A 12994-nucleotide genomic window follows, 5' to 3' on the forward strand; every position below is an offset into this window, starting at 1 on the left:
TCCAATTCCTGCCTGATCAGATTGGCTTCCTCATTCGTAATTCGCAATTCGTAATTCGTAATTATTATTGGTATTTTCGCTTTTTGAACAAAATTAAATTGAATGAAGTACAGGGTATTAGGTAGCTGTCTGGCTGTCACAATGCTGGCAGGCAGCTGGTTACAGTCTCAGGCGCAGTCAGACCGCTGGCAGCAAAGGGTAAAATACACAATGGATATTGCGGTAGATGCCCCTGCCAACAGGTTCACCGGAAAACAGCATCTTGAGTATTTTAACAACTCTCCGGACACGCTGAAGAAAGTTTTCTACCACCTTTACTGGAACGCGTTTCAGCCCAACAGTATGATGGATGTACGCAGTCGTGAACTGGGAAAAATTGTGGTGGGAAGAGACAGCAAAGGTAACAACCGTCCTGACTGGGATAACCGTGTCCGTGACCGCATTTCCCAGCTGACCCCCAATGAAACCGGCTACCAGAAAATCATCTCCCTCAAAAGAGATGGTAAACCACAGGCTTTCAAAGTAATAGAAACTATCCTGGAAGTAACGCTGGATAAACCTGTACTGCCTCATTCCAAAGCTGTATTCGATATGGAGTTCGAATCACAGGTGCCAGTGCAGATCCGCCGCAGTGGCAGAAATAATGCAGAAGGTGTAGACTTCTCCATGGCGCAGTGGTATCCCAAAATGTGTGAATACGATTACGAAGGATGGCACGCTACTCCTTATATCGCCCGCGAATTCTACGGCGTCTGGGGCGACTATGATGTGAAAATCACCATCGATAAAAAATATGTACTGGGTGGTACGGGTTACCTGCAGAACCCCAACCAGATCGGTTACGGCTATGAAGCTCCCGGCGCTAAGGTAACTCGCCCAGCCGGCAATACACTGACCTGGCATTTCATTGCTCCGAATGTGCACGACTTTATGTGGGCCGCAGACCCGGATTATAAACACATCACCCAGAAGGTAGATAATTTCACCGCGCACTTCTTCTATATAGAAAATGAGCATACGCGCGAAACGTGGCCGCAGCTGGCTAAGATGATTCCTGCTGCCTATGCCTTCATCAAAACGCATTACGGACCTTATCCGTACCAGCAATACTCCTTTATCCAGGGTGGCGACGGCGGTATGGAATACCCTATGGGTACGCTTATCCTCGGTAATGGTAAAATCGATGGCCTCTACGGCGTAGCTATCCACGAATGGATGCACAGCTGGTACCAGGGCATGCTGGCTACCAACGAAAGCCTGTATCCATGGATGGATGAAGGCTTCACCACCTTCGCTGAAGATAATACCATCCACTATACTATCGATTCCCTGAAAAACCGTAACCCGCATCAGGGCTCGTATGACAGCTACTTCGGACTTGCCAGAAGCCCGTTTGAAGAACCGGCTACCACGCATTCCGACCACTACAATACCAATGTTGGCTACAGCCGCACGGCCTATTCCAAAGGTGCAGTATTCTTGGAACAGCTGGGATATGTGATCGGCGCGCAAAACCGCGATGCCGGCCTGTTACGCTATTACAACGAATGGCGCTTCAAACATCCCAACGCCAATGACTTCATCCGCGTTATGGAAAAACAAAGCGGCATTGAGCTGGACTGGTATAAACAATACTTTATCAACACCACCAAGCACATAGATTACGGCATCGACAGCGTTTTCAGTAACGGAAATAAAACCACGGTACGCCTGCGCCGCGTTGGCTACATGCCCATGCCGGTTGACCTGATGGTAACTGCCAGAAACGGCAGTCAGGTACTGCAATACATTCCGCTCTCCATCATGTACGGTGAAAAGCCTGACGAGTCCCCCGCCATTAAACGCGTGGTAAATACTCCCTGGTTCTGGACACACCCCACCTACGATGTGGAAATAGACCTGCCATTATCAGACATCAGAGAACTGGAAATAGACCCCAGCCAACGGATGGCAGATATGGACAGGAAGAATAATAAAGCAATACTGTAAGGAAATTACGAATTACGAATTACGAATTGCGAATGTAAAAGCGAAGACCGAAGCGATCATACTTTAAGTATGCGCTTCGGTCTTCGCTTTTACATTCGCAATTCGTAATTCGCAATTCGTAATTTAAAATATAAGCTGTTGCAGCTGATTCTCCCACGTATGGCTTTGCAGCTCATTATACCGGAGTTGTTGCAGATGATGTTCATTATGGTAGGTGGTGAAATACAGCATTTCCCTGACGGTTATTTTGCCCAGGATAGGGTGGGGAAGGCGGTATTTATCCAGGTCCTGCTCCGACCATCCGGACAGCAGGTCCTGAAGTTTGTCCCGTTGTTTCAGAAATGCCTGAATGAGTACGGGGCGTTGTGCATTGTAGACAATCCCGGGCCAATAGGCTCTGGTGGCGGTAGCGCCGTTGTCAAGTAAATGCTGGTATGCTTCCACAAGGGTGTTATAGGAGCGGGAAGGTTGCTGGCTGGTGCCGAAATACCGGAGTACCAGTTTAGGGTACGACATGGCATTTCCTACCGGCCGGGCACATTTTATCAGATGATGCAGCTGCTGACCGGCAGACCATTTCCCATATGGCGTAGCTGTAAACCTTTGATCAGGAAGTGTCTGAATAAAGGCGACGAAATCGTCGAAGCTCTTGCTGAGGTGAGTGCGGATCTCATGCTGGTTCAGGTACATAGGAAGATGATTTAAAGGGTGCAGAAAAACACATAACCTCGCGCTTTGAATCAGTATACCCGGGCCATTGCATTCTCTCTGAAGTTACGCCGGTTTTACGAGGTAACCAATAAAATATTGAATATTTAAAAAGATAATATTAGCTTTTGTTGGCAGTGGGTACCGCAAAATATGTGTATGTGTAAAAATTTTTCAGATTATTCCAGGACTTCGCATAAAAAGCCCTGGTTTTTAACAAAATCGATGATAATATTTTCTTCTACCTGAAGACCGGCGATGCGTAATACCTTATCACAATCCTCGATATCTACATGACAGCTGCCGACAATGAACTGTGATTCAATGGCATGGATCATCTGCTGTTTTTCCTGCGGGCTGGATATGTTGGTTTTGAAAATACCTATCATGGCATGGCGGATTTAGCGTTGACCTTTATCTTGTTCTTTATCCTTTTCAGCGGACGGCTGACCGGGGTTATCCCAGGTTTCATCTTCCGGGTACTGCCGCCAGTCTCTGCGCCAGGGGCCGCGTCCGGGACGGCAATGGTTGCGCAGGTGTTCTTTCATGCGTTCTCTTTGTTCAGGAGTCATACCGGCCATACGTTCCTTTAATCTTTCATCCCACTGCCTGCGCTTGCCCCAGCCACCGCCACGGTGGCCATTCCATCCAAAGAGCAGTTTGCCAAGAACAAGGAGGCCCAATGCCTGCCAGTAGGTAATTACCGGACCATGGAAGAGCTCAGGTATCAGCCAGTTCCACAATTGCTGGGTTACAAAAATAACCAGTGCAAAGAACAGGATGCCCAGAAAGCCCAGTCCTATTTTCTTTCCTATGCTGAATCGATGTCTCATAATGATGTAATTATTTAATGAATGATTTTAATCTTCTGAAATTTCTTTATACAGTGCTGCCAGTTGTTCCCGCAGGTACAGCACGGCATATCTTTTTCTGGACAGCAGCGTATTGACGCTGATGCCCGTTTCTTTGCTCATCTCTTTAAATGATTTCCCTTCAAGTTCATGCTGCAGAAAAACCTGTTTCTGTTCCGGTGGCAGATCATCAATAGCGCGCATGATGGTTTCTGACATGATTTTCCTGATCATCGGCGTGTCGGCCTGTAAGGCATCATCAGAAAGGATTTCCGGCAGGAAGAGTACTTCTTCTCCTTCCACTTCGCGGACATATTCGGCGAAGGGTGTTTCTTTTTTCTTCCGGAACCAGTCAGTGATCCTGTTCCGGGTTACTGCGAAGAGCCAGCCGGTGATAGAATCTATCTGGCTGCCCAGCCGCAGGTATTCTGTAAACTGATATAGTACGTCCTGTAAGATATCCTCCGCATCTGATGCATTATTTACCCGCTGCCTGATGAAGTGCAGTAACCGCTTGCGTTCCTGCTTAACGGTAGCCTGTATACGCTCGTTCTGCTCTTGGGCCATAATGCTGTTTGTGAGGAGCAATTGTTTCATCGTAATAAGGAGGACGAAACAACGATGCGGATATTTTAAGGATAGAAAAAAAATATGGGAATGGGGTTAAACAAGCGCGGCGGCAGCCACCGGATCAGCTTTTAGCCATCAAGATGTATTTGTCTTTGAAACTTTCTTCCGGGAAAATCTCATAAACATCTATCAGCCTGGGTTTTACACCACTTTGAGAGATTTCCTCCGCCAGGTCGCCGCCTTTGAGGCATATCAGGCCTTTTTCAAATTGTTTGCCGGGAACGGCAGATTTCTTCAGCACCGGCTTGCTCCAGCGCCACAGGTCGCCCAGCGGCGCTACTGCCCTGGAAACCACGATATCGAATTTACGGTTTTTAATATCTTCCACGCGGCTATGCGCACTGGTAACGTTTTTCAGGCCCAGCGCCTCGCTGACACCCTGCACTACCTTTATTTTTTTACCGATGGAATCCACCAGGTGAAACTGTACTTCAGGAAAGAAGATAGCCAGCGGAATACCGGGAAAACCGCCGCCGGTACCCAGGTCCAGGATTTGTGTGCCCGCCTGGAAATCTGCAATAGCGGCTATGCTCAGCGAATGTAATACGTGCTTTTCGTATAAGGAATCTATATCCTTGCGGGAGATCACATTGATCTTTTCATTCCATTCCTGGTATAAACCTTTCAGGGCTTTGAACTGCTCCAGCTGCTCCGGTGTGAAGTCGCTGAAATACTTTAAAATAATATCCATGCCGCAAAAATATAGCTTTTCGCTGTCTACCACCTGTTTTTGGAACGGAATAATAAGGCCGGCGTAAAGAGAATATAGTACAGCACCATGAAAATATCCATCAGCCAGCTGAATTTGAAAAGGTCGCTTTCATCCAGTTTACGCATAGCCGCAAACGTGATGATGGATTGTACCAGTACTTTCAGCCCGAAGATGCCCAACACATACCACAGGATAGGCGGGGGGAAGAACAGGGCGAGTATAAATGCCGGATAGAAGAGAAAATGAGTAAGGGAGAACAGGCCCAGTACGAACTTATGCCCGAAACGGTAATGCTTGCCGGTAGACATATGCCGAGTTTTTTGCCGGAACCAGCTGTTCCAGCTGATTTTGGGTTCAGAGTAGGTAAATGCCTGCTTGTCGATCACCACGCCTACATTCTTTCTGTTGGCGGCGGCATTGACAAACAGGTCATCATCTCCGCTGGCCAGATGCTGGTGGCTGGTAAAACCCTTGTGCCTGAAAAACAGCTCCCGCTTATACGCCAGGTTACGGCCCACGCCCATATAAGGCATGCCGCTCATGGCAAAGGACAGATGCTGCAGGGCGCTGAAAAAGGTTTCGTAGCGGATAACTTTATTGAGGAAGCCCGGTTTCTTATGGTATGCACCATAGCCCAGTACAATTTCCTTTTCGGTATCAAAACCCTGGCTCATCAATGATAACCAGTTGGTACTGCCGGGCTTGCAGTCGGCGTCTGTGAGCAATACATGCTCAAACTGAGCGCCTTTCAGCCCTATAGACAAAGGATATTTCTTGCCGGGAATAAATTTGGCCGCCTGCTTGATCTCAATATGGCGGTAATGCGGATAGCCCGGTTCTATGGAACGCAGGTAATAACGGGTATCGTCTTCAGAATTGTCATTGACAACAATCACTTCGTATTCCGGCTTGTGATGCACATGATAACGCTGCTGTAATATACCCGGCAGATTCCGCTGCAGGTTCAGCTCTTCGTCCTTTGCGCATATGATAACCGAAAAAGGCCCGGATGGAGCCTGATCCAGGTCAAATTTCCGACGATAAAAGGCTACCCGGGAAAAGATAAACAAGAAATATATTATCTGAATTCCTGCTACGGCAGCAAAAAAGTATAAGGCAATTTCACCCAGATGATCAAGCATAATGCTGGCAAAAATATAATATTTTTATTATCTGTAAAATAATAAAATAATTACGAATTACGAATTGCGAATTACGAATGAGGAACCCGGGCCGATCAAAGAAGGAATTTATTAAGTTAATTACGAATTACGAATTGCGAATTACGAATGAGGAACCCAGGCCAATCAAAGAAGGAATTTATTAAGTTAATTATGAATTATGAGTTACAGTGAAGATCTGAGCGAACAAATTAAATTAATTAATTACATAATATCCGCTCAGATCTTCACTGTAACTCATAATTCATAATTAACTTAATAAATTCCTTCTTTGATTGGCCTGGGTTCCTCATTCGTAATTCGTAATTCGCAATTCGTAATTCCTGTATCTTTGCACGCTGAAATTATGACCTGTGAATTTTGAACTGATTACTACAGATAGCGGCAGTAATGCCAGGGCTGGTAAGATCACGACCGCCCACGGAGAAATAGAAACGCCGATTTTCATGCCGGTGGGCACTGTGGGCAGCGTAAAGGCTGTGACGCAGGAACAGCTGCGTGATGCAGTAAAGGCGCAGATTATTTTAGGTAATACCTATCACCTGTATCTGAGGCCGGGCCTGGAAGTGTTGTCTGCCGCCGGCGGCCTGCATAAATTCAACGGCTGGCATAAGCCTATTCTGACAGATAGTGGCGGTTATCAGGTATTTTCCCTCGCCGGCAACCGTAAAATTAAGGAGGAAGGCGTTGTATTTCAGTCACATATAGATGGATCTAAGCATCTTTTCACACCGGAGAACGTCATGGATATTCAGCGCACGATCGGCGCGGATATTATCATGGCATTCGATGAATGCCCGCCATACCCTTCCGAATACCGGTATGCGCGCAAATCCATGGAGCTGACGCACCGCTGGCTGAACCGCTGTATTCAGCGGCTGAAAGATACCCAGCCTGCCTATGGCCATGAACAGACGCTGTTCCCCATCGTTCAGGGAAGCACCTATAAGGATCTCCGCGCCGCTTCAGCAGAATTCATTGCCTCCAGGGACTGCGCCGGCAACGCTATCGGCGGATTAAGCGTAGGCGAGCCGGAAGAAGATATGTACGAAATGTGCGGACTGGTATGTGATATCTTACCGAAAGAAAAACCACGCTACCTGATGGGGGTGGGTACGCCCTGGAATATACTTGAAAACATTGCACTCGGCGTAGATATGTTCGACTGCGTTATGCCTACCCGTAACGGCCGCAACGGCATGCTCTTCACCTGGAACGGAGTTATCAACATCCGCAACAAAAAATGGGCATCCGATTTCAGCCCTGTAGACGCCAGCAGCGAATGCTTTGCCACCCGCGACTATTCCCGCGCCTACCTGCGCCACCTCTTCGTGGCCGGCGAAATTTTAGGCATGACATTAGCCAGTATCCATAACCTTGCTTTTTATCTGGAACTGGTCCAGGAAGCCCGCAAACAAATCCTTGCAGGTACCTTCGCCACCTGGAAAACCAGCATGGTGAAGCAATTAAAAACACGATTATAATTCTAATTACGAATTGCGAATTACGAATTACAAATGATGAGCGAAGATAAAAGCGAAGAAGTAAATGCCCTATCCGCTTTCATCTTCGCTCATCATTTGTAATTCGTAATTCGCAATTCGTAATTAGAATTATAACTAATATCTTTGGAGTCATATGACTAAAATAGATTGGTACATTTTACGCAAGCTCATTGGAACTTTTATTTATTCCCTGATGATATTGCTGGTCATTTCTGTGGTGATCGATATCACAGAGAAGGTAGATGATTTCATAAAGTATCGTATATCCCTGCACGACGTTATCGTGGATTACTACTTTGGCTTCATCCCGCATATTGCTGCGTTGCTGTTTCCGCTGTTTATTTTTATTTCTGTTATATTCTTCACCTCGAAGATGGCGTACCGGACGGAAATTATTGCTATCCTGGCTTCCGGGGTGAGCTTCCGCCGGTTCCTGCGTCCTTACTGGGTAGGCGCCTTTCTTTTCGGAGGGATCCTCTGGCTGGCCAACTATTGGGTGGTACCCAACGCCAACCGTATCCGTACAACTTTTGAGAATACGAGAATCCGCACCCCGGACGATCAGCAGTCGCAGTATGACCGCACCAGCCGTATAGACAGCTTCACCTATGTTACCTTCGGTACCTACGATCCGAACTATAAGAGTGGCAGTAACTTCAGCCTGGAAAAGGTTAACGGGCAGCAGATTATCATGAAACTGAAGGCGGACCGTATCACCTGGGATTCAACCGCAAAAGCGTGGCGCCTGGATTATGTTTCCGTACGCACCATGAATGGCCTGAAGGAAAACTGGAGCAGCCGCCAGGATTCCATGCTGAAAATTCCGCTGGTACCTAAAGACCTGCTGGAAGTAAAGAACCTGCAGGAAGCCATGACCACGCCGGATCTGCGGAAGTATATCAAACGCGAGTCTATCCGCGGTTCGGAAGGACTGAATACCTACTGGGTAGAATATTACCGCAGAACCTCTGCAGCTGCAGCGGTGGTGATCCTGACCCTGATCGGGGGTATTATAGCCGCCAAGAAAACACGCGGCGGAAGCGGGCTTCACCTGGCTGTGGGGATTGTTATCAGCGCCAGCTATATCATCCTGATGCAGTTTACCACCGTGTTCAGTGTGAAAGCGGATCTGAACCCCTTGCTGGCAGTATGGATACCTAATTTTCTGTTCGGGGCACTGGCACTGTACCTGTACCGCCGGGCACCCAAATGACACTGTATTAAAATTATCTTGTATAAAAAGAGACCGGTCATCCGGTCTCTTTTTTTGTCATCTTCCCAAAAAAATACCCGCTTTTTTTCAATCCGTTTTATGAGACATCATCGTCCTTGAGAATTTCTGATTTTTTAACCGTATCACTGCTTTCCGGATAGATTTTGCGGCTTTTTCTTTCAATATTTTCAATTCATTCTGAAAAAATTTACATTTCTTTAACGTCTGATAATTATTGTTATTTTATAATGTTTAATTATTTGAAATAGAATTATATATTATGATTTTTGCCAGATGATTTCCTGACTGATACCCTGATCAGGGGGTTGTTAAATTGACATTAAATACCATCAAAGGGTGGTAACTTCGTTAACAAATCATTACTTTTGACAATTGATCGATTTTGTTTCATTTATATAAACAATAGCAGTAAAATGGGGTACATAAAAGAAAAATTCAAGGTTAAAGCAGATGATCTTAACGTTGAAGTAAAGGACCTGGTAAAAAATCACGGATCAAAGAAAATTGAGGACGTAACTGTCGCACAGGTTTACCAAGGTATGCGCGGTATTACCGGTCTGGTGACTGAAACGTCTCTGCTGGATGCAAATGAGGGGATCCGCTTTCGTGGATATTCCATTCCGGAACTGAGGGACCATCTGCCGAAAGCGCCTGGAGGTGCAGAGCCGCTGCCAGAGGGATTATTTTACCTGATGCTGATAGGTGAATTGCCGACTGAAGCAGATGTACAGTATTTATCCAGCATGTGGGGCCGTCGTTCTCATGTACCCAACCACGTATTTGATGCTATTGAAGCGCTGCCTATCACCACTCACCCGATGACGATGTTTACCGTAGGCATCATGGCGTTGCAGACAGAATCTTCTTTCGCACACGCCTATGCTGAGGGTATCAATAAAAAAGACTACTGGAGCTATACCTATGAGGATACCATGAACCTCATTGCGCGCCTGCCGCGTATAGCTGCCTACATTTACCGCCGCAAGTATAAAGGCGGCCAGCATATACAGCCAAACGGCATGCTGGACTGGGCAGGTAACTTCGCCCATATGCTCGGTTATTCCGACGAAGGTTTCAGAGAACTGATGCGCCTGTACATGGTGATTCACGCTGACCATGAAGGTGGTAACGTGAGCGCACACACGACGCACCTGGTAGGTTCTGCCCTGAGTGATGCCTACCTCTCTTTCGCTGCCGGTATGAACGGCCTGGCAGGCCCCCTGCACGGTCTTGCTAACCAGGAAGTAATCAAATGGATTCTCAGCATGCGCGAAGAACTGGGTGGCGGTACGCCAACCAAAGAGCAGATTGAAGCCTATGTACGTAAAACCTTATCAGAAGGTAAAGTAGTACCAGGCTACGGTCACGCTGTGCTGCGTAAAACTGATCCCCGCTTCACCGCACAGATGGAATTCGCCAAGAAACATCTGCCGGATGATGAACTGGTGAAAATTGTATGGACTGTATACGAAACCGTTCCGCCAATCCTGCAGGACCTGGGCAAGGTGAAAAACCCATGGCCTAACGTGGACGCACATTCCGGCGCATTACTGGTACATTACGGCATGGTAGAATATGAATTCTACACTGTACTGTTCGGTGTATCCCGTGCACTGGGCGTACTCGCTTCCCTCTGCTGGGACAGAGCGCTGGGCCTCTCCCTGGAAAGACCAAAATCTGTTACTACCGAATGGATGAAACAGTTTGTGGAAGGTAAGGTAGAAGCGGTGACTGAATAAATAATGTAATTACGAATTACGAATTGCGAATTACGAATGTAGAAGCGAAGAGCTAAACGGAGATTAAAGGGATAAGTATTAAATATCACCTTTAATCTCCGTTTAGCTCTTCGCTTCTACATTCGTAATTCGTAATTCGCAATTCGTAATTATTTTATCTTCGTGCCTTAAAAAACAGCTTATTTCTACATTTACCGCCATATTATCCAATCCGATAGAATACCTGAAGGGAGTAGGGCCGCAGAAGGGTGAACTGCTCCGTAAGGAAATCAATGTGCATACTTTCGGCGACCTGCTGCAGTATTTTCCTTTCCGGTATGTAGACCGTACCCGGATTGATAAAATATCCGATCTCAGCGGATATGAAGATTTTGTGCAGATACGCGGGCGGATTATCCGGATGGAAATAGTAGGAGAGAACAGGGGAAAACGGCTGGTAGCTACCTTCCGGGATGAAAGCGGTGTCATTGACCTGGTGTGGTTCCAGGGCTGGCAATGGATGCAGAAATCGTTGCGGGAAAATGTCAGCTACCTGGTGTTTGGGCGTATCTCCGTATTCAACGGTGTGGCGCAGCTGGCGCATCCCGAAATGGATCTGCTCACCGAAGAAACAGCCACAGGCAAGCAGTTCCTGGAACCGGTGTATTATACAACGGAGAAGTTAAAAGCGCGCGGACTAACGGCAAAGGCTATAGGAAAACTCACCAGGAACCTGCTGGAACAGTTATCTCCCAACGAAATAAGAGAAAATATTCCGTTGGACGTTCTGAAGCAGTACCGCCTGATGCCCAGGTCCATGGCTTATTTCAGGATTCACCTGCCAGGCGGCGAAGAGGAAGCGCACCAGGCGCAACGCCGTCTCAAATTCGAAGAACTGTTCATCGCCCAGATCCGTATCTGCCGGCTGAAACTCAAGCGGCATAAGCAATCGCACGGATATGTGTTTGGCACAGTCGGCGCTTCATTCAACGACTTCTATAATCATCATCTGCCGTTTGAACTGACAGGCGCGCAGAAACGCGTGCTGAAGGAAATACGTATGGATACCATACATGGTCGGCAGATGAACCGCCTGTTACAGGGCGACGTAGGCAGCGGGAAAACCATGGTAGCCCTGCTATCCATGCTCCTCGCAAAAGACAACGGTTTTCAGGCATGCCTCATGGCGCCTACGGAAATCCTTGCGCAGCAACATTTTAAAGGTCTGGCTGAACTCCTGCAGCCTATGCAGGTAAAAATAGCCCTGCTCACCGGCAGCATAAAAGGGAAAGCCCGTAAGCAGATACTGGCGGGCATTGCAGACGGCACCATCGATTTCCTCGTGGGCACGCATGCCCTCCTGGAAAAAGAAGTGGTATTCAAAAATCTGGGCCTTGCCATTGCCGATGAACAGCATCGTTTTGGTGTGGCACAACGGGCACGCCTATGGGAAAAAAATGATATTCCGCCACACATACTGGTCATGACAGCTACGCCTATACCGCGTACCCTGGCCATGACTATTTACGGCGACCTGGATGTATCTGTTATCGATGAAATGCCTCCCGGCCGTAAACCTATTACCACCGTGCATCGTACGGAATTCCAGCGCCCGCAGGTAATGGATTTTATCAAAGAGGAAGTGAAGAAGGGAAGACAGGCCTACATCGTATATCCGTTGATTGAAGACAGTGAGAAGATGGATTATGAAAACCTGATGAAAGGATATGAAGAAGTGAAAGCGTTTTTTCCGGAACCACAGTTTTATATCAGCATGGTACACGGCAGGCAGCCGGCGGAAATGCGCGAAACCAATATGCAGCGCTTTGTTTCCGGAGATACCAGTATCATGGTGGCCACCACGGTGATCGAAGTTGGTGTGAACGTGCCCAATGCCTCTGTGATGGTAATAGAAAGTACGGAGCGCTTTGGCCTCTCCCAGCTGCACCAGCTGCGCGGCCGCGTAGGACGCGGCGCCGAGCAGTCGTTCTGCATCCTCATGACCGGCAATAAACTGGGACAGGTGTCTAAAGAACGCATTAACGTAATGGTACAAACGAATAACGGATTTATCATTTCAGAGAAAGATATGGAACTGCGGGGGCCCGGCGATATTGAAGGCACCCGGCAGAGCGGCGTACTGGATTTCAAACTGGCGGATATCCTGCAGGACAAACCCATCCTGGATGCCGCCCGTGTCAGCGCCGAAAAAATTCTCACAGAAGATACAGACCTGCTCTTACCTGAAAATCAGGGCTTAAAGGAATATTTGGCAGTACAGCGCGGGAAATCGCAATGGAGTAAAATTTCCTGACGTTTTTAACGTTTATTAAATTATACAGTCTGATTTAATGGTATAGTCCCTGAAGCGCATCCTGATGGCAGTGGTTTATGTGTGCACCCGTAACAATTTAATAGGCTTCTGCGTTTATAAATGGTATATTCATTTTTAAGAATAAAATAAAT

Annotated in this window: 11 protein-coding genes; 5 read left to right on the top strand and 6 right to left on the bottom strand. The window is 47.2% G+C overall.

Features of this window, described 5'->3' with window-relative positions:
• Nucleotides 1–102: 102 nt before the first annotated feature.
• On the top strand, nucleotides 103–1989 hold the full coding sequence (locus tag GWG06_RS04190) for a M1 family metallopeptidase (protein ID WP_127044289.1): 1887 nt from the start codon (nucleotides 103–105) through the stop codon (nucleotides 1987–1989).
• 123 nt (nucleotides 1990–2112) lie between these two features.
• Here the strand turns inward: GWG06_RS04190 and GWG06_RS04195 are convergent, their stop codons facing one another.
• From GWG06_RS04195 to GWG06_RS04220, 6 genes are all read right to left on the bottom strand, one after another.
• Complete coding sequence (locus tag GWG06_RS04195) at nucleotides 2113–2679, bottom strand: DinB family protein (RefSeq protein WP_127044288.1); 567 nt, start codon at nucleotides 2677–2679, stop codon at nucleotides 2113–2115.
• Nucleotides 2680–2876: 197 nt separating this feature from the next.
• Complete coding sequence (locus GWG06_RS04200; protein ID WP_127044287.1) at nucleotides 2877–3086, bottom strand: hypothetical protein; 210 nt, start codon at nucleotides 3084–3086, stop codon at nucleotides 2877–2879.
• Nucleotides 3087–3098: 12 nt separating this feature from the next.
• Nucleotides 3099–3530 (bottom strand): hypothetical protein, encoded by a 432-nt coding sequence (locus GWG06_RS04205; protein WP_160711529.1) that lies wholly within the window; start codon nucleotides 3528–3530, stop codon nucleotides 3099–3101.
• Between the two features lie 27 nt (nucleotides 3531–3557).
• Nucleotides 3558–4115: an RNA polymerase sigma factor gene (locus tag GWG06_RS04210; RefSeq protein ID WP_160711531.1), complete on the bottom strand. Its 558-nt coding sequence runs from the start codon at nucleotides 4113–4115 to the stop codon at nucleotides 3558–3560.
• A gap of 124 nt (nucleotides 4116–4239) precedes the next feature.
• A complete protein-coding gene (gene rsmG, locus GWG06_RS04215; protein WP_160711533.1) occupies nucleotides 4240–4869 on the bottom strand; it encodes a 16S rRNA (guanine(527)-N(7))-methyltransferase RsmG in 630 nt (209 codons plus the stop codon).
• A 26-nt stretch (nucleotides 4870–4895) separates the two neighbouring features.
• Nucleotides 4896–5960, bottom strand: coding sequence for a glycosyltransferase (locus tag GWG06_RS04220; RefSeq protein ID WP_235938134.1), 1065 nt, complete (start codon nucleotides 5958–5960; stop codon nucleotides 4896–4898).
• Nucleotides 5961–6424: 464 nt separating this feature from the next.
• Between GWG06_RS04220 and tgt the strand changes: the two genes are divergently transcribed.
• The 4 genes from tgt to recG all read left to right on the top strand — a co-directional run bounded on the left by tgt (nucleotide 6425) and on the right by recG (nucleotide 12842).
• Nucleotides 6425–7555 carry a tRNA guanosine(34) transglycosylase Tgt gene (gene tgt, locus GWG06_RS04225; protein WP_160711535.1) on the top strand — a complete coding sequence of 377 codons (1131 nt, stop codon included), beginning with the start codon at nucleotides 6425–6427 and terminating at the stop codon, nucleotides 7553–7555.
• A 154-nt stretch (nucleotides 7556–7709) separates the two neighbouring features.
• Nucleotides 7710–8789, top strand: coding sequence for an LptF/LptG family permease (locus GWG06_RS04230; RefSeq protein WP_127042371.1), 1080 nt, complete (start codon nucleotides 7710–7712; stop codon nucleotides 8787–8789).
• Between the two features lie 434 nt (nucleotides 8790–9223).
• A complete protein-coding gene (locus tag GWG06_RS04235; protein ID WP_127042369.1) occupies nucleotides 9224–10549 on the top strand; it encodes a citrate (Si)-synthase, eukaryotic in 1326 nt (441 codons plus the stop codon).
• A 199-nt stretch (nucleotides 10550–10748) separates the two neighbouring features.
• On the top strand, nucleotides 10749–12842 hold the full coding sequence (gene recG, locus GWG06_RS04240) for an ATP-dependent DNA helicase RecG (protein WP_202182957.1): 2094 nt from the start codon (nucleotides 10749–10751) through the stop codon (nucleotides 12840–12842).
• Nucleotides 12843–12994: the final 152 nt, after the last annotated feature.

The organism is Chitinophaga solisilvae, assembly GCF_009928525.1.
Classification (GTDB): Bacteria; Bacteroidota; Bacteroidia; order Chitinophagales; family Chitinophagaceae; genus Chitinophaga; species Chitinophaga solisilvae.

Coding starts and splice junctions, on each gene's coding strand:
- GWG06_RS04230 (WP_127042371.1), top strand. CDS start 7,710: ATGACTAAAATAGATTGGTACATTTTACGCAAGCTCATTGGAACTTTT.
- GWG06_RS04235 (WP_127042369.1), top strand. CDS start 9,224: ATGGGGTACATAAAAGAAAAATTCAAGGTTAAAGCAGATGATCTTAAC.
- GWG06_RS04190 (WP_127044289.1), top strand. CDS start 103: ATGAAGTACAGGGTATTAGGTAGCTGTCTGGCTGTCACAATGCTGGCA.
- GWG06_RS04210 (WP_160711531.1), bottom strand. CDS start 4,115: ATGGCCCAAGAGCAGAACGAGCGTATACAGGCTACCGTTAAGCAGGAA.
- GWG06_RS04200 (WP_127044287.1), bottom strand. CDS start 3,086: ATGATAGGTATTTTCAAAACCAACATATCCAGCCCGCAGGAAAAACAG.
- rsmG (WP_160711533.1), bottom strand. CDS start 4,869: ATGGATATTATTTTAAAGTATTTCAGCGACTTCACACCGGAGCAGCTG.
- GWG06_RS04205 (WP_160711529.1), bottom strand. CDS start 3,530: ATGAGACATCGATTCAGCATAGGAAAGAAAATAGGACTGGGCTTTCTG.
- GWG06_RS04195 (WP_127044288.1), bottom strand. CDS start 2,679: ATGTACCTGAACCAGCATGAGATCCGCACTCACCTCAGCAAGAGCTTC.